The sequence below is a fragment of the Pseudomonas nicosulfuronedens genome, assembly GCF_005877905.1.
Taxonomy (GTDB): Bacteria; Pseudomonadota; Gammaproteobacteria; order Pseudomonadales; family Pseudomonadaceae; genus Pseudomonas; species Pseudomonas nicosulfuronedens.
Window position 1 is genome coordinate 292,154 of the sequence record NZ_SWDV01000001.1, and the last position, 16,315, is coordinate 308,468.

The 16,315-nt window shown below is 65.2% G+C and carries 15 protein-coding genes; 9 read left to right on the plus strand and 6 right to left on the minus strand.

Annotation, left to right across the window (positions count from 1 at the left end; all coding sequences use genetic code 11):
* Positions 1–907 precede the first annotated feature (907 nt).
* Both FAS41_RS01450 and FAS41_RS01455 read left to right on the plus strand, forming a co-directional pair.
* Positions 908–1,360, plus strand: a complete 453-nt coding sequence (locus tag FAS41_RS01450; protein WP_138519934.1) for a BRO-N domain-containing protein — start codon at positions 908–910, stop codon at positions 1,358–1,360.
* Between the two features lie 211 nt (positions 1,361–1,571).
* Entirely contained in the window at positions 1,572–2,099 is a 528-nt protein-coding gene (locus tag FAS41_RS01455; protein ID WP_138520034.1) for an REP-associated tyrosine transposase, read from the plus strand.
* 129 nt (positions 2,100–2,228) lie between these two features.
* On the opposite strand, the gene FAS41_RS01460 is transcribed toward FAS41_RS01455, so the two are convergent.
* The 3 genes from FAS41_RS01460 to aptA form a co-directional block, all read right to left on the minus strand.
* Positions 2,229–3,725, minus strand: coding sequence for a CoA-acylating methylmalonate-semialdehyde dehydrogenase (locus tag FAS41_RS01460; protein ID WP_024766243.1), 1,497 nt, complete (start codon positions 3,723–3,725; stop codon positions 2,229–2,231).
* Between the two features lie 176 nt (positions 3,726–3,901).
* The gene (locus FAS41_RS01465; RefSeq protein WP_138519935.1) at positions 3,902–4,213 is read right to left on the minus strand and encodes a cupin domain-containing protein; all 312 of its coding nucleotides are present in this window, start codon (positions 4,211–4,213) and stop codon (positions 3,902–3,904) included.
* A complete protein-coding gene (gene aptA / locus FAS41_RS01470; protein WP_138519936.1) occupies positions 4,214–5,560 on the minus strand; it encodes an omega-aminotransferase AptA in 1,347 nt (448 codons plus the stop codon).
* Between the two features lie 137 nt (positions 5,561–5,697).
* On the opposite strand from aptA, the gene FAS41_RS01475 reads away from it, so the two are divergent.
* The 5 genes from FAS41_RS01475 (at position 5,698) to argE (ending at position 10,940) form a co-directional block, all read left to right on the plus strand.
* Positions 5,698–6,618: a LysR family transcriptional regulator gene (locus tag FAS41_RS01475; RefSeq protein WP_138519937.1), complete on the plus strand. Its 921-nt coding sequence runs from the start codon at positions 5,698–5,700 to the stop codon at positions 6,616–6,618.
* A gap of 418 nt (positions 6,619–7,036) precedes the next feature.
* The gene (locus FAS41_RS01480; RefSeq protein ID WP_138519938.1) at positions 7,037–8,365 is read left to right on the plus strand and encodes a flavin-containing monooxygenase; all 1,329 of its coding nucleotides are present in this window, start codon (positions 7,037–7,039) and stop codon (positions 8,363–8,365) included.
* A 3-nt stretch (positions 8,366–8,368) separates the two neighbouring features.
* A complete protein-coding gene (locus tag FAS41_RS01485) occupies positions 8,369–8,779 on the plus strand; it encodes a RidA family protein (protein WP_015474916.1) in 411 nt (136 codons plus the stop codon).
* A gap of 99 nt (positions 8,780–8,878) precedes the next feature.
* Positions 8,879–9,553, plus strand: coding sequence for a DUF1028 domain-containing protein (locus tag FAS41_RS01490; RefSeq protein WP_138519939.1), 675 nt, complete (start codon positions 8,879–8,881; stop codon positions 9,551–9,553).
* Between the two features lie 235 nt (positions 9,554–9,788).
* Positions 9,789–10,940 carry an acetylornithine deacetylase gene (argE, locus tag FAS41_RS01495; protein ID WP_138519940.1) on the plus strand — a complete coding sequence of 384 codons (1,152 nt, stop codon included), beginning with the start codon at positions 9,789–9,791 and terminating at the stop codon, positions 10,938–10,940.
* Positions 10,941–11,084: 144 nt separating this feature from the next.
* Here the strand turns inward: argE and FAS41_RS01500 are convergent, their stop codons facing one another.
* The 3 genes from FAS41_RS01500 to FAS41_RS01510 all read right to left on the minus strand — a co-directional run bounded on the left by FAS41_RS01500 (position 11,085) and on the right by FAS41_RS01510 (position 13,821).
* Entirely contained in the window at positions 11,085–11,732 is a 648-nt protein-coding gene (locus FAS41_RS01500) for an HAD family hydrolase (protein ID WP_138519941.1), read from the minus strand.
* An 85-nt stretch (positions 11,733–11,817) separates the two neighbouring features.
* Positions 11,818–12,957 (minus strand): hypothetical protein, encoded by a 1,140-nt coding sequence (locus FAS41_RS01505; protein ID WP_138519942.1) that lies wholly within the window; start codon positions 12,955–12,957, stop codon positions 11,818–11,820.
* A 318-nt stretch (positions 12,958–13,275) separates the two neighbouring features.
* A complete protein-coding gene (locus FAS41_RS01510; RefSeq protein WP_138519943.1) occupies positions 13,276–13,821 on the minus strand; it encodes a gamma carbonic anhydrase family protein in 546 nt (181 codons plus the stop codon).
* Between the two features lie 76 nt (positions 13,822–13,897).
* Here FAS41_RS01510 and prlC point away from each other — a divergent pair, with 76 nt between their 5' ends.
* Both prlC and FAS41_RS01520 read left to right on the plus strand, forming a co-directional pair.
* Entirely contained in the window at positions 13,898–15,943 is a 2,046-nt protein-coding gene (gene prlC, locus FAS41_RS01515; RefSeq protein WP_138519944.1) for an oligopeptidase A, read from the plus strand.
* Positions 15,943–16,212: a YheV family putative zinc ribbon protein gene (locus FAS41_RS01520; RefSeq protein WP_024763727.1), complete on the plus strand. Its 270-nt coding sequence runs from the start codon at positions 15,943–15,945 to the stop codon at positions 16,210–16,212. The genes prlC and FAS41_RS01520 overlap by 1 nt, the downstream gene beginning before the upstream one ends.
* Positions 16,213–16,315: the final 103 nt, after the last annotated feature.

Sequence of the window (16,315 nt, forward strand, 5' to 3'; positions counted from 1 at the left end):
AGCCCCTCACCCTAACCCTCTCCCGCACGCGGGAGAGGGGACCGTTCGGAGCAGAATGAAACCTCATCGTCAGCCGGCACAGACGGCTCCCTCTCCTTGGAAGAGGGCTGGGGTGAGGGGGCGGCCATGGCACGGTCCCACCGGTAGAAGAGCCTTAGCGGCGGATAACCCGTTCCGGGTTATTCGCCCTACGTCCTGGCTCTGGCTCTGGCTCTTAAAGACTTCCAGAAAAACACCCACGCACGCCGAACCGCCCCTTTCAGGAGGCCCCGTTGAATCGGAGTTTCAGGGGTTGAGCGGCATGGATGCCGCGAGAGCGCTGTCGGGCCAGGGATGGCCCGTCAGCGCGTGCCCCTGAAACTTCGATTCAACGGGGGAATTTTTCGCCTAAGCGAAAAACCGGATGGAGGGGCAAGCCCTTTGGTTACTTTCTGGCGTTTGAGAAAGTGACTCGCCCGAGGGGGCGAAACAAGAAGCCCACGCGCACGCCGTCGCGACGCGTGAAACAAAGGCGCGAGGCAAACACATCGCGGACGGAGTCCGCTCCTACGAACAGGCACCGTGCCACAGTAGGTTCGCGAGCAAGCTCGCTCCTACACGCATGCCGGAAACGGCTTCTTGTTGGGCATTCCTGCCCTTCCTATCCTCGCCCCGTCACCTCCGTGACCTGGGTTTGGCGACCCAGAGACGTCAGGCGCGATAGCGCCCACAAGTGCTTACGAAAACAGCGAATGTTTTTGTAGGCCCCCGCGCACCCTGCAGAAATTTCTGCAACGCTTATGGCGGATCGCGCGGGGAGACCTCCGGGTCTGCCGGGACCTGACGTCCGGTTCGCCAACCCCGCGCGGTCCGCCTCCTATGTTTGGCGACATGGGTGCGGCTCCTTTAATCGTTAGGAGTTCCACTTATGCACAGCACCTACACCCCAACCTTCTTCACCCGCCACAACCGCCCCCTGCGCGGCGTGATGATCGACAACCAACCCTGGTTCGCCGCCCGCGACATCGCCCGCCTCGTCGCCTACCGCTTCCCCCACAGCATCCACCACCGCTGCTATCCCCACGAAGTACGCACCGTTTGCCTTGCCTACAGCACCGGCAGCGAAGAAGAAGTCGTGATGCTCAGCGAAGCCGCCCTCTTCAAAGCCCTCATCCGCTTCGGCCACCCCGAACTCGAATCCCTCGACCGCTGGCTCACCCAGGACGTCCTCCCCACCCTGCGCGACCAGCACACCCCGCAATCCACCACTCCGCAACGCGTCCTCCTCACCTGGGACGCCCGCCGCCTGATGCTGCTGAACTGGCAAGGCGGCCTGTGGATGCGCTGGGAAGAAGTCCCCCGGGTGCTGGGGAATTTCTAAGCCACAGCATGGGTATCGCTTCGCTCCACACCATCCTACAAAGGTTTCAGCCGGCTCCCGCAGTACCAGAGCTGCCCCCGAACGTAGGATGGCGTGGAGCGCAGAGATACCCATCAACAAAGCGTCAGCCGGCCCCGCAGAGCCACAGGTGACCTCGACCGTAGGATGGGTGGAGCGCAGCGATACCCATCAATTGCGGCAAGGACGCACCATGACCTCATACCGCCGCGACAGAACAGCGGGTGCGACCTGGTTCTTCACACTCGCGCTGGCCAACCGTCGCTCACGCCTGCTGGTGGAGAACGTCGATCTGCTCCGCGCAGCTTTTCGCTACACACAACAACGTCACCCCTGGCAGATCGATGCCATCGTCATCCTGCCCGACCACCTGCACACCATCTGTACCCTGCCGGCCGACGACGCCAATTACGCTCTACGCTGGCGGCTGATCAAGACCGAATTCTCACGTGCGCTCCCCAGAACGGAAGTCGTCTCCAACAGCCGTCAGACAAAGGGCGAACGCGGCATCTGGCAGCGCCGTTACTGGGAGCATCGGATTCGCGATGACATCGATCTCGCACGGCACGTGGACTACATCCACTTCAATCTGTGCAAGCACAGCCACGCTTTGCGCGTAGTGGATTGGAGATGGTCTTCGTTTCATCGCTACGTGCGCGAAGGGCTGCTGGCGAAGGACTGGGGCGGCGGCTCGATAGGGGAGATCGACGCAGGGGAATGATGGGTATCGCTGCGCTCCACGCCATCCTACGAATACGCTCCCGGGGGGGCTGGAGTATTGGGCAATTGCCTCTGAAAACAAAAAAGGCCGGTCACTTGGACCGGCCTTTTTCTTACCGCTTATTCACCATCAGCCATTGCTGGGGAAGGCGAACTGCGCCGCTTCGTGCGACTTGCGCTGCGGCCAGCGCTGGGTGATGGCCTTGCGCTTGGTGTAGAAGCGCACGCCATCCGGGCCGTAGGCGTGCAGGTCGCCGAACAGCGAACGCTTCCAGCCGCCGAAGCTGTGGTAAGCCACCGGTACCGGCAGCGGTACGTTGACGCCGACCATGCCGACTTCGATTTCGTCGCAGAACAGGCGGGCAGCCTCACCGTCGCGGGTGAAGATGCAGGTGCCGTTGCCGTATTCGTGGTCGTTGATCAGCTGCATGGCTTCTTCCAGGCTGTTCACGCGCACGATGCACAGCACCGGGCCGAAGATTTCTTCCTGGTAGATGGTCATGTCCGGGGTCACCTTGTCGAACAGAGTGCCGCCGACGAAGAAGCCGTTCTCGTGACCAGCCACCTTGTAGTTGCGGCCGTCGACCAGCAGCTGCGCGCCCTGCTCGACGCCGGCGTCGATGTAGCCGGTGACTTTCTGCTGGGCAGCGCCGGTGACCAGCGGGCCCATGTCCAGGCCGCAGGAGGTGCCGGCGCCGATCTTCAGGGCCTTGATCTGCGGAACGATCTTCTCGACCAGCGCGTCGCCGATCTGGTCGCCCACGCAAACGGCGACGGAGATGGCCATGCAGCGCTCGCCGCAGGAACCGTAGGCCGCACCCATCAGGGCGCTGACGGCGTTGTCCAGGTCGCAGTCGGGCATCAGCACGGCGTGGTTCTTGGCGCCGCCCAGGGCCTGCACGCGCTTGCCGCGCTTGGTGCCTTCGGAATAGATGTACTCGGCGATCGGGGTCGAACCGACGAAGCTCAGGGCTTTGACTTCCGGGGCCTCGATCAGCGCGTCCACAGCGGTCTTGTCGCCGTGCACCACGTTCAGCACGCCCTTGGGCAGGCCGGCTTCTTCGAACAGTTCGGCGATCAGCAGGGTGGAGCTCGGGTCACGCTCGGACGGCTTGAGGATGAAGGTGTTGCCGCAGGCGATGGCCAGCGGGTACATCCACAGGGGCACCATGGCCGGGAAGTTGAACGGGGTGATGCCGGCGACCACGCCGATCGGCTGGAAGTCGCTCCAGGCGTCGATATTCGGGCCGACGTTGCGGCTGTACTCGCCCTTGAGGATTTCCGGGGCGGCGCTGGCGTACTCGACGTTCTCGATGCCGCGCTTGAGTTCACCGGCGGCGTCTTCCAGGGTCTTGCCGTGTTCTTCGCTGATCAGCTGGCTGATGCGCGCTTCGTTGGCTTCGAGCAGTTGCTTGAAGCGAAACAGCACCTGGGCACGCTTGGCCGGCGGAGTGTTGCGCCAGGCCGGGAAGGCGGCCTTGGCGGCGTCGATGGCCTGCTGCACGGTTTCGCGGCTGGCCAGCGGGACCTTGCGGATGGCTTCGCCGGTGGACGGGTTGAAGACGTCGGCGGTGCGGCCGGTGTCGGCGATCATCTCGCCGCCGATCAGGTGCTTGACGGTGGTCATGGGAAGTCTCTTCTCGCTGAAAGTGTGGGGGCGGGCTCTCTCAAGAGCCCCTCTCCCTAGCCCTCTCCCTGAAGGGAGAGGGGATTTGTACGGTGCACGGGTCGGGCGTCGAGGCTCGCCGGGAAGGTCACTCTACGGTGACATCCGCCGGCATGCCTTCTCGCGTGCCCGCGCGCTCAGTGGCTGTGCGGGTGTTCGTCGCTCTTGAGCTCGATCTCGATGAAGGCCACTTCGTGATCGCAAGGGTTGATCACGTTGTGCTCGGTACCGATCTGGCGGGTGTAGCTCGCGCCCAGGACCAGCGGCGCACGGCGCTCGCCCTCGGGGGTTTCCAGCAGCAGCTCGCCGTTGGTCACCGGGACCACGACGTACTCCATGCCATGGCGATGCCAGCCGGTCTCGGCACCGGGGGCGAAGCGCCACTCGGTGACCAGGACCTTGTCGTTGTCGATCTGTACCGTCGGGACGGCCTTCGGACGTTCGCTCACTTACGCCACCCCGTTGAGGGCATCGCCGACGGCGCTGAACAGGCGGTCCAGGTCTTCGGGCTTGGCGTTGAAGGTCGGGCCGAACTGCAGGGTGTCGCCGCCGAAGCGCACGTAGAAGCCTTCTTTCCACAGCTTCATGCTGGCTTCGAACGGGCGCACGATGGCGTCGCCGTCACGGGCGCCGATCTGGATGGCGCCGGCCAGGCCGCAGTTGCGGATGTCGACGACGTTCTTCGCGCCCTTCAGGCCGTGCAGGGCCTTCTCGAAGTGCGGAGCCAGTTCCAGGGACTGCTGAATCAGGTTTTCTTTTTCCAGCAGGTCCAGCGCGGCGATACCGGCGGCGCAGGCGACCGGGTGCGCAGAGTAGGTGTAGCCATGGCCGAACTCGACGGCGTATTCCGGCAGGTTCTGGCCCATGAAGGTGTCGTAGATTTCGCTGCTGGCGATGACCGCGCCCATGGGGATGGCGCCGTTGGTGACCTGCTTGGCGACGTTCATGATGTCCGGCTTCACGCCGAAGAACTCGGCGCCGGTGGCCTTGCCCATGCGGCCGAAGGCGGTGATCACTTCGTCGAAGATCAGCAGGATGTTGTGCTGGTCGCAGATTTCGCGCAGGCGCTGCAGGTAGCCCTTCGGCGGTACCAGCACACCAGCGGAACCGGACATCGGCTCGACGATGACGGCGGCGATGTTGGAGGCGTCATGCAGCTCGATCAGCTTCAGCAGTTCGTTGGCCAGCTCGACGCCGCCAGTCTCGGCCATGCCCTTGGTGAAGGCCATGCCCGGCTGCAGGGTGTGCGGCAGGTGGTCGACGTCCATCAGCTGGCCGAACATCTTGCGGTTGCCACCGATGCCGCCCAGGGCGGTGCCGGCGACGTTCACACCGTGGTAGCCACGGGCGCGGCCGATCAGCTTGGTCTTCTGCGCCTGGCCTTTCAGGCGCCAGTAGGCGCGAGCCATCTTGATCGAGGTGTCGGCGCACTCGGAGCCCGAGCCGGTGAAGAACACGTGGTCGAGGCCGGCCGGAGTCAGCTGGGTGATCTTCTCGGCCAGCTTGAAGGACAGCGGGTGGCCGTACTGGAAGGCCGGGGAGTAGTCGAGGGTGGTCAGCTGCTTGGCCACCGCGTCGGCGATTTCCTTGCGCGAGTGACCGGCGCCGCAGGTCCACAGGCCCGACAGGCTGTCGTAGATCTTGCGGCCCTGGTCGTCCACCAGCCAGCTGCCTTCGGCGGCGACGATGATGCGCGGGTCTTTATGGAAGTTGCGGTTGGCGCTGAAGGGCATCCAGTGGGCCTTCAGGTTCAGTTCGCTGGCCACCGATGGGGTGACGTTCACTTGCTGGTTCATGCAGCTTGTCCTCGAAGACAGTCTTGTTGGGCGCGCAGGCCGCGTCGGGCCTGGTGCGATGCTCGTAGATTGGGCCTGACTTAACGTGAGTTAAAGCTTATTCTTCTTACGTTCAGTTTCTGATTGGTAAAACTAAAATGGCGAAACAACGAGCGCCTTCCCTGGGCCAGGTCAGCGACTTCGAGATCCGCCTGCTGCGCATCTTCAAAACCATAGTCGAGTGCGGCAGCTTCTCGGCCGCCGAGAGCACGCTGGGCATCAGCCGCTCGGCGATCAGCCTGCACATGGGCGACCTGGAAAAGCGCCTGGGGATGCGCCTGTGCCAGCGCGGCCGGGCGGGCTTTGCGCTGACCGACGAGGGCCGCGAGGTGTACCGCGCGACCCAATCGCTGCTAGCGGCGCTGGAGGGCTTCCGCGCCGAAGTGAACGAGTTGCACCAGCACCTGCGCGGCGAGCTGAACATCGGCATCATCAACAACCTGGTGACCCTTCCGCAGATGCGCATCTCCCACGCCCTGCGCGCGCTGAAAGCCAGCGGGCCGGGCGTGCGGATCAACATCGGCATGACCACGCCCAACGAGATCGAGTTGGGAGTTCTCGACGGACGGTTGCATGTCGGGGTGGTGCCGCTCATCAGCCCGCTGTCGGGGCTGGAGTATTCCGCCCTCTATGAAGAACGCTCGCTGCTGTTCTGCAGCCAGGAACACCCGCTGTTCGAGCGCGACGACGCGAGCATCACGGTGGCGGAAATCCACGCCTGCGACGCAGTGGCGCCGAGTTACCGCATCCCGGCCGAGGCGCAGGAGCGCCACCAGGAGCTGTCCGGCAGCGCCAACGCCTCGGACCGCGAGGGCATGGCCTTCCTGATCCTCACCGGCAGCTACATCGGCTACCTGCCCGACCACTACGCCGCCGACTGGGTCGCCCAGGGCCGCCTGCGCGCGCTGCGGCCGGAGCGCTTCCACTACGACATCCCGCTGACCGTGGTGACCCGCAAGGGCCGCCGGCCGAACCTGGTGCTGGAGCGGTTCATCGAGGCAGTGGCCCAGAGTCGCTGACAATAACCCCCCGGCCGCCGGCCTCGTAGGATGGCGTGGAGCGCAGCGATACCCATCAATCCGGCTCACCAGCAGCATGGGTATCGCTGCGCTCCACCCATCCTACACAGCTGATCGTTGATCCTTGTAGGAGCGCGCCATGCGCGCGATCGCGGGCATGGCCCGCTCCTACAGATGGGCGCCTGGCTTGTGCAAGCCATATTCTGCCTATCCAATTTGTCGCCCCAGCCACCAAAAATCCTATAGCCCCGCCCCTGCAGCCCGCGGGCCGCGGGGTTTGCGTGGGTGCAGCTTTTCCCTAGCCTGCGACTACAAAAAACATAATTTCGCTAATCCCAGCCTCTGAACAGAATGCGGCCAACACCTCATCGCTAGCCGCAACAAGAACAAACGTGATCAGAGTCTGAGGAAGCAAGCCATGACCGACCTGAATCCAGGCGCCTTCGGCAAGAAGTCGCTTGATAACCTGGAAATCGACACGCTGGTCGTTGGCGCCGGACAAGCCGGCGTGGCCATGAGCGAGCACCTGACCCAACAGGGCGTGCCGCACATCGTGCTGGAAAAGAGCCGCATCGCCGAAGCCTGGCGCACCGGCCGCTGGGACTCCCTGGTCGCCAACGGCCCGGCCTGGCACGACCGCTTCCCGAACATGGAGTTCCCGGTCGGCCCAGACGATTTCCCGCATAAAGAGCAGGTGGCGGACTACTTCGTCGCCTACGCCAAGCAGTTCAACGCGCCGATCCGCACCGGCGTGGAAGTGAAGAAGGTCACCCGTAACGAAGGCCGCCCCGGCTTCACCGTGGAAACCTCCGAGGGCACGATCCAGGCCCTGCGCATCGTCTCCGCCACCGGCCCGTTCCAGCGCCCGGTGATCCCGGCCATCGCGCCGAAGGACGAAGGCCTGTACCAGATCCACTCGGCAAAGTACTACAACCCGCAGCAGCTGCCCGAAGGCGCCGTGCTGGTGATCGGTGCCGGCTCTTCCGGCGTGCAGATCGCCGACGAGCTGAACCGCGCCGGCAAGAAGACCTACCTGTCCGTGGGCGCCCATGATCGCCCGCCGCGCGCCTACCGCAACCGCGACTTCGTCTGGTGGCTGGGCGTGCTCGGCCTGTGGGATGCCGAGGAAGTGCAGCCGGGCCGCGAGCACGTGACCATCGCCGTGAGCGGTGCCCGTGGTGGCGAGACCATCGATTTCCGTCGCCTGGCCAACGAGGGCATCACCCTGACCGGCCTGACCAAGTCCTTTGAAGGCGGCAAAGTGACCTTCCAGGACGACCTGGTGGCGAACCTGAAAGCCGGCGACGACAACTACCTCGGCCTTCTCGACGCCGCCGACGCCTATATCGAGCGCAACGGCCTGGACCTGCCGCTGGAGCCGGAGGCCCGCAAGGTCTTCGCCGATGCCGAGTGCATTCGCCATCCGATCCAGGAACTGAACCTCGCCGACGCCGGCATCACCGCGATCATCTGGGCCACCGGGTACGCCGTGGACTTCAACTGGCTGCAGGTCGACGCCTTCGACGACAAGGGCAAGCCCAAGCACCAGCGCGGCGTGTCCCGCGAGCCGGGCGTGTACTTCGTCGGCCTGCCGTGGCTGTCCCGTCGCGGCTCCACCTTCATCTGGGGCGTCTGGCACGACGCCAAGCACGTGGCCGGCCACATCGCCACCCAGCGCCGTTACGTCGAATATCAGGACGCCTCGCAGCGCGAAGGCTCCGTACCGAAAGCCGCATCCTGGGAGTAAGAGATGCCTACCCATACTCGCATTCGCATGTTCAACACCAAGGACACCTACCCGAACCAGACCCTGGACAATGACCTCTGCCAGGCCGTACGCGCCGGCAACACCGTGTACGTGCGCGGCCAGGTCGGTACCGACTTCGAGGGCAACCTGGTAGGGCTGGGTGACCCGCGTGCCCAGGCCGAGCAGGCGATGAAGAACGTCAAGCAACTGCTGGAAGAAGCCGGCAGCGACCTGTCGCACATCGTCAAGACCACCACCTACCTGATCGACCCGCGCTACCGCGAGCCGGTGTACCAGGAAGTCGGCAAGTGGCTGAAGGGCGTGTTCCCGATCTCCACCGGCCTGGTGGTGTCGGCCCTCGGCCAGCCGCAGTGGTTGATGGAGATCGACGTCATCGCGGTCATTCCGGACTGATCGATGACCTGAAAGACGATGCGGCGACGCGGGATTTCCTGCCTCGCCGCTTCGTCGTTTGTGCAGGTTTGCGCGACTAGAACAAGCAAAGGAGCCACCATGACCTTCTCCATCGTCGGCCGCTGCGCCGAAACCGGACAACTGGGTATCGCCATCAGCTCGTCGAGCATTGCCGTGGGCGCCCGCTGCCCCTGGGTACGCGCCGGCGTCGGTGCGGTGGCCACGCAGAACATCACCCTGCCGGCCCTCGGTCCGCAGATCCTCGACCAGCTCGAAGCCGGCCTGGAGCCGGGCGCAGCGCTGGACAAGGCACTCTCCAGCAACGGCTACAGCCAGTACCGCCAGGTGACGGTGATCGACCAGCACGGCAAGGTCGCGCTGTTCACCGGCAGCGAAGCCCTGGGCGTATACAACGCCGTGGCCGGGGAAAACTGTGTGGCGGCTGGCAACCTGCTGTCCTCCCCCGCCGTGATCGAAGCCATGACCCAGGCCTTCGAAAGCGCCAACGGCTGCCTGGCCGAGCGTCTGCTCGCCGCGATGCAGGCGGCGATGGCCGCCGGTGGCGAAGCCGGCCCGGTGCATTCGGCCGCGCTGAAGGTGGTCGGCGACCTCGTCTGGCCAATCGTCGACCTGCGCGTGGACTGGGCGGACGAAGCGCCCATCGATGAGCTGGAGAAACTCTGGGTGGCCTACAAGCCGCAGCTGGAAGACTACCTCGTGCGCGCCCTCGACCCGACCAAGGCACCGAGCTACGGTGTGCCGGGCGACGAGTAAATAACATCTCGGTGAAAATGGGCACTGTCTGCGAAGCGTTTATACGCCGAGTGCAGGCATAGCCCCTCTCCCCAGCCCTCTCCCTGAAGGGAGAGGGAGCAGTCCGTACCGGCTGAGACCATGGATTTCATCCTGCGCCGAGCGGTTCCCTCTCCCTTCAGGGAGAGGGTCAGGGAGAGGGCAGCCCCGACGCAACAACAGTGGTTAGTACAAAGCTCTGAAGCAGGACCCGACCATGCCTTCCAGCCGTGAAATCCTCGCCGACCTGATCGCCTTCGACACCGTCAGCCGAAACTCCAACCTGGCGCTGATCCACTACATCCGCGACTACCTCGCAGGCTTCGGCATCGCCTGCGAGCTGTTCCACGATGCCGAAGGCGGCAAGGCCAATCTCTACGCCACCCTGGGCCCGCAGGACCGCGGCGGCGTGTGCCTGTCCGGCCACACCGACGTGGTGCCGACCGATGGCCAGCCGTGGACGGTGCCGCCGTTCGAACTGACCGAGCGCGACGGTCGTCTCTACGGGCGCGGCACGGCGGACATGAAGGGCTATATCGCCTGTGTGCTGGCGGCGGTGCCGGCGTTCCTTGCCCAACCGCTGCGCCTGCCGGTGCACCTGGCCTTCTCCTACGACGAGGAAGTCGGCTGCCTCGGCGTGCGCTCGCTGCTCGCCGCGCTGGAGCACCGCGAGCACAAGCCGATGCTCTGCATTATCGGCGAGCCCACCGAACTCAAGCCGGTGCTCGGCCACAAGGGCAAGCTCGCCATGCGCTGCCAGGTGCACGGCGCGCCGTGTCACTCGGCCTATGCGCCGCAGGGCGTGAACGCCATCGAATACGCGGCGAAGCTGATCGGCCGCCTCGGCGAGATCGGCACCCGCCTGGCCGCGGCGGAGCGCCACGACCCACGCTTCGACCCGCCCTATTCCACCGTGCAGACCGGCATGATCAGCGGCGGCCGCGCGCTGAACATCGTGCCCGCCGAGTGCCAGTTCGATTTCGAGGTCCGTGCGCTGCCCAGCGATGACCCGCAACAGGTCGCCGATGACCTGCGCGCCTTCGCCGAGGCCGAGCTGCTGCCGAAGATGCGCGCGGTAAAGGCCGAGACGGATATCCGCTTCAGCGAAATTTCCGCCTATCCGGCGCTGGTGACCGACCAGCAGGCGCAGGCCGCCGAGTTGATTGCGCTGCTCAGCGGTTCGCGGGATTTCACCACCGTCGCCTACGGCACCGAAGGCGGGCTGTTCCACCAGGCCGGCATCCCCACCGTGGTCTGCGGCCCGGGCAGCATGGACCAGGGCCACAAGCCGGACGAGTTCGTCAGCCTGGAGCAGTTGGCGAAGTGCGATGACATGATGGGCCGGCTGGCGGAGTGGTTGCGCGGCTAAACCCAGGTGCGATGTACCGCTCCTACAAGGGCAGGACGTGACACGGGCTGCCCAGCCGGGTTCGCGAGCAAGCTCGCTCCTACGAAGAGCCGTTAGCGCGGATTTGTAGGAGCGAGCTTGCTCGCGAACAGCCCCGGCAACGGACTATCCGGCAAACGCCGCGCGCAACTCGTCCAGGCTTGCGAAGTAATGCGCCGGGCTCTCCGCCATCAGCTCTTCACGGCTGCCAAAGCCATAGCCGACGCCCGCCGCGGAAAGGCCATTGCGGTGCGCACCGATCAGGTCGTGCTTGCGGTCGCCGATCATCAGCGTCTGCTTGAGGTCCAGCTGCTCGATGCCCAGCAGGTGTTCGATCAGCTCGACCTTGTTGGTGCGCGTACCATCCAGCTCGCTGCCGTAGATCACCTTGAAGTGCCGGGCGAAGTCGAAGTGGCGGGCAATTTCAGCGGCGAACACCGTCGGTTTGCTGGTGCAGATGTACAGCGTGCGGCCCTGGCCGCCGAGCAGTTGCAGCAGCTCGGCGACGCCGTCGAACACCTTGTTCTCGTAAAGCCCGGTGTCCTTGAAGCGCACTCGGTAGTGGTTCACCGCTTCCCAGGCACGCGCCTCGTCGAAGTCGTAGGTGCTCATGAAGCACTGCAGCAGCGGCGGGCCGATGAAGTGTTCGAGCTGGCGCAGGTCGGGCTCGTCGATGCCCAGTTGGGCGAGCGCGTACTGGATCGAGCGGGTAATGCCCTCGCGCGGATCGGTGAGGGTGCCGTCGAGGTCGAAGAGGATGTTCTGGTAATGCATGAGGTCAGCGTCCGGCCGCGAAAGTCGGGCGGGAAGGATACTGTGCAAGGCCGCCCGCGCGAAGCGCGGATCGCCGAACGACACGTCAGGGCGCCGAGCCCTGCCCTTGCCTGAGCACCCGGAAGCCACCGCTGACACTAACCGGCTCGACCTCGCCAGCGCCGTAGCTCCGGGCCGTGGACTCGCCACCGGGTTCGTCCTCCGGCTGCGCCAGCCGGCCAGTCAAACTCTGCTGCACGCGGGCGCCAAGGTGATCGACGCCGGACATCACGCCTCCGTCCGGATCACGCATCAGTGCCAGCCACTGTTCGTCGAAAGCGGCGTTGATCTCCTTGCGCAACTGGGTTTCCACCTCCGGCCGCGCGTGGTCGTTGCCGGCCATGCTGAATAGAGTGAAGGCCACCGAGATGACCGAGCCGGCGACCTTGCCCGCCGCTCCGGCCACCACGCCGACGATGCTGCGGTTGCGCAGTTCATCGACCAGCTTGGCGCTGGTGCGCTGCGCCACCGGAGAGACGCCGCTGACTTTGGTCCCGGCGCCAGCCTTGCCCGAGGCGGTACGGATTTCCTGCATCAGGGCGGCGAAGGCCGGCAGCTTGCCGATGTCTTTGGCACGGGCCACATCGTAAAGGGAGGCATCGCGGCTGGAGGGTGGGCCAAGGCGGATCGCCGGGATACCCATCAGGTGCTCATCGAACGCCTTCTGCGGGATACCGCGACGCTGGGGAATTTCCTTCAGCGCCACGCTGAGCAGTTCGACGTAATGCCGGGTGGCCTTCTCCATCACCGAGTCGGGGTCGATTTGTTTCGCGACGGGGACCAGTACCTGCTTGCGATATTGCTCCTGCAGGTAAACGGCGAGTTTATCGACGGTGGGGTCGAGGTCGCCGTGGGAGCCCATCTTGTACCAGGCGACCTTCATGCCCAGCCATTGCTGGGTCCAGTAGCTGGAGAACCAGGGAATGAATTTTTCGTCGGTGCGTTGGTAGACCAGGTCCATCCACTGCTGCATGGCTTCTTCAGCATAAGCACGAGCCTGGGACGTCGCGGCGAGCGACGCGGCGCCGATGTCGGCGTCGACCTGGTGCCAGGTGGCTTCTGTGATGGGGGCAGCCGGTTGAGCGGGATGTTGGGCGCAGCCACCCAGCGCCAGCAGAAGCAGCGCGATGACACCGCCGCGTCGCCAGGGCGAAACGGTGGCGCTGGAGGAGCACAGACTGTTCATGGCCGCTCGCCGGCTCGGCGGCGCCGTGATGGCTGGCCGCCCGCTGCTGAATCCGGCCGGGCACGCGCTGGCGTCCGGTCGCCTTGGTTCAGTATAGGGCGCGGGGCCTGGCGCGGCGGGCCGTCCGGCGGTTCGACCAGGTTCGCGAGCAAGCTCGCTCCTACGACGAGCGCGGAGTCCCCTGTAGGAGCGAGCTTGCTCGCGAACCGCCCAACCAGATGAATCGATCGGAACGTAGGGCGGATAGCACCACAGGCGTTATCCGCCGTTCGGAAATCGGTGGATAAAGCGTTGCGCTTTATCCACCCGTCGGGACGATTACTCGCCCGCAAACCCCTCGGCGATATGCTGGTCCTTGAGCTTCACGTAGTTCCCGGCGGTATAGCTGAAGAACGCACGCTCCTTGTCGCTCAGCGGCCGGGCCTTCTTTACCGGGCTGCCGACATACAGGAAGCCGCTCTCTAGCACCTTGCCCGGCGGCACCAGGCTGCCGGCGCCGAGGATCACCTCGTCCTCGATCACCGCACCGTCCATGACGATGGAACCCATGCCCACCAGGATGCGGCTGCCGAGGGTGCAGCCGTGCAGCAGGACCTTGTGGCCGATGGTCACTTCGTCGCCGATGGTCAGCGGGAAGCCGTCCGGGTTGAAAGGGCCGGCGTGGGTGATATGCAACACGCTGCCATCCTGCACGCTGGTGCGCGCGCCAATGCGGATGCGGTGCATGTCGCCGCGGATCACGACGAGCGGCCAGACCGAGCTGTCCGTTCCGATCTCCACGTCACCGATGACCACGGCGCTGGCATCGACGAACACGCGCTCGCCGAGGGATGGCGTTTTGCCCTGATAGGTTCGAATCGTCACGATAGTCTTACTCTGGCTGCGGTTACGGCCGATTGTATTTAAGATGGCCGGGTGTTTCTTCAGCCAAGGTGCCACCGTGAGCGCGAATCCTCTTCTGCAGAGCTACGACCTGCCGCCCTTCTCCTCCATTCGCCCCGAGCACGTGAAGCCGGCCATCGAGCAGATCCTCGCCGACAACCGCGCCGCCATCGCGCGCATCCTCGCCCAGCAGAACGGCACCCCGACCTGGGCCGGCCTGGTACTGAGCATGGACGAACTGCATGACCGCCTGGGCAAGGCCTGGAGTCCGGTCAGCCACCTCAACGCGGTGTGCAACAGCGCCGAGCTGCGCGATGCCTACGAAGGCTGCCTGCCACTGCTGTCCGCCTACTGGACCGAGCTGGGCCAGAATCGCGAGCTGTTCAAGGCCTACGAGGCGCTCGCCAGCAGCCCCGAGTCGAAAGGCTACGACGTCGCCCAGAAGACCATCCTCGAACACGCCCTGCGCGACTTCCGTCTGTCGGGTATCGACCTGCCGGCCGAACAGCAGCAGCGCTACGCCGAGATCCAGACGCGCCTGTCCGAGCTGGGCAGCCGCTTCTCCAACCAGCTGCTGGATGCCACCCAGGCCTGGACCAAGCACGTCACCGACGAAGCCGCGCTGGCCGGCCTGACCGAATCGGCCAAGGCACAGATGCAGGCCGCCGCGCAGGCCAAGGAGCTGGACGGCTGGCTGATCAGCCTGGAATTCCCCAGCTACTACGCCGTGATGACCTATGCCGAGGACCGCGCGCTGCGCGAAGAGGTCTACGCCGCCTACTGCACCCGCGCCTCGGATCAAGGCCCGAACGCCGGGCAGAACGACAACGGCCCGGTGATGCAGGAAATCCTCGACCTGCGCCAGGAGCTGTCGCGCCTGCTGGGCTTTGCGAACTTCGCCGAGCTGTCCCTGGCCACCAAGATGGCCGAGACGCCCGAACAGGTACTGAACTTCCTCCGCGACCTGGCCGTGCGCAGCAAGCCCTTTGCTGCCCAGGACCTGGAGCAGCTCAAGGCGTACGCCGCCGAACAGGGCTGCGCGAACCTGTCGAGCTGGGATGCCAGCTACTTCGGCGAGAAGCTGCGCGAGGCGCGCTACAGCGTGTCCCAGGAAGCCCTGCGCGAATACTTCCCGATCGACAAGGTGCTCTCCGGCCTGTTCGCCATCGTGCAGAAGCTCTACGGCATCCAGATCCGCGAGCTCTCCGACTTCGAGCGCTGGCACCCGGACGTGCGCCTGTTCGAGATCGAGGAAAACGGCCAGCATGTCGGCCGCTTCTACTTCGACCTCTACGCCCGCGCCAACAAGCGCGGCGGCGCCTGGATGGACGGCGCCCGCGACCGTCGCCGCACCGCCGGCGGCGACCTGCAGGCGCCGGTGGCCTACCTGGTGTGCAACTTCACCCCGGCGGTCGGCGGCAAGCCGGCGCTGCTGACCCACGATGAAGTCACCACCCTGTTCCACGAATTCGGCCACGGCCTGCACCACCTGCTGACCCGCGTCGAACACGCCGGTGCCTCGGGCATCAACGGCGTAGCCTGGGACGCCGTGGAGCTGCCGAGCCAGTTCATGGAGAACTGGTGCTGGGAGCCCGAAGGCCTCGCGCTGATCTCCGGCCACTACGAAACCGGTGCGCCGCTGCCCCAGGACCTGCTGGAGAAGATGCTCGCGGCGAAGAACTTCCAGTCCGGCCTGATGATGGTCCGCCAGCTGGAGTTCTCGCTGTTCGACTTCGAACTGCACGCCACCCACGGCGACGGCCGCAGCGTGCTCGACGTGATCGAAGCGATCCGCGACGAAGTCGCGGTGATGCGCCCGCCGGCATACAACCGCTTCGCCAACAGCTTCGCGCACATCTTCGCCGGCGGTTACGCGGCCGGTTACTACAGCTACAAGTGGGCCGAGGTGCTGTCCGCCGATGCGTTCTCGCGCTTCGAGGAAGAAGGCGTGCTCAACCCGGCGACCGGCGCGGCCTTCCGCGACGCGATCCTGGCCAAGGGCGGCTCCCAGGAGCCGATGGCGCTGTTCGTGGCCTTCCGTGGCCGCGAGCCGTCCATCGACGCCCTGCTGCGCCACTCGGGCCTCTCCGAGGAGGCGGCGTGATGAGCGAGGTGAAGAAACGCTTCATCGCCGGGGCCGTCTGCCCGGCGTGCAGCGAGCAGGACAAGATCGTCATGTGGGACGTCGATGGCGTGCCGCACCGCGAATGCGTGGCCTGTGGCTATGCCGACACGCTCAACGCCCAGGGCCAGTCGGTACCGAAAGAGCTCTCCACCCGCGTCAACACCAGCGCGCTGGAAAAGCCCAAGGACCCGAAAGTGCAGGGGGTGCAGTTCTTCCCCAATCCAAAGCTGAAGAAGCCGCAGGAATAGCGTTCTGACGTTGTGCTGAGAATGCCCCGGCTTGCCGGGGCATTTTTTTGCGCCGCCGAAAGACCGCGCACCACCACCAACATCAAGGAATGTCGATGCGGCC

Coding starts and splice junctions, on each gene's coding strand:
- FAS41_RS01520 (WP_024763727.1), top strand. CDS start 15,943: ATGAGCGAGGTGAAGAAACGCTTCATCGCCGGGGCCGTCTGCCCGGCG.
- FAS41_RS01455 (WP_138520034.1), top strand. CDS start 1,572: ATGACCTCATACCGCCGCGACAGAACAGCGGGTGCGACCTGGTTCTTC.
- FAS41_RS01450 (WP_138519934.1), top strand. CDS start 908: ATGCACAGCACCTACACCCCAACCTTCTTCACCCGCCACAACCGCCCC.
- FAS41_RS01480 (WP_138519938.1), top strand. CDS start 7,037: ATGACCGACCTGAATCCAGGCGCCTTCGGCAAGAAGTCGCTTGATAAC.
- FAS41_RS01485 (WP_015474916.1), top strand. CDS start 8,369: ATGCCTACCCATACTCGCATTCGCATGTTCAACACCAAGGACACCTAC.
- FAS41_RS01460 (WP_024766243.1), bottom strand. CDS start 3,725: ATGACCACCGTCAAGCACCTGATCGGCGGCGAGATGATCGCCGACACC.
- FAS41_RS01500 (WP_138519941.1), bottom strand. CDS start 11,732: ATGCATTACCAGAACATCCTCTTCGACCTCGACGGCACCCTCACCGAT.
- FAS41_RS01505 (WP_138519942.1), bottom strand. CDS start 12,957: ATGAACAGTCTGTGCTCCTCCAGCGCCACCGTTTCGCCCTGGCGACGC.
- FAS41_RS01475 (WP_138519937.1), top strand. CDS start 5,698: ATGGCGAAACAACGAGCGCCTTCCCTGGGCCAGGTCAGCGACTTCGAG.
- aptA (WP_138519936.1), bottom strand. CDS start 5,560: ATGAACCAGCAAGTGAACGTCACCCCATCGGTGGCCAGCGAACTGAAC.
- argE (WP_138519940.1), top strand. CDS start 9,789: ATGCCTTCCAGCCGTGAAATCCTCGCCGACCTGATCGCCTTCGACACC.
- FAS41_RS01490 (WP_138519939.1), top strand. CDS start 8,879: ATGACCTTCTCCATCGTCGGCCGCTGCGCCGAAACCGGACAACTGGGT.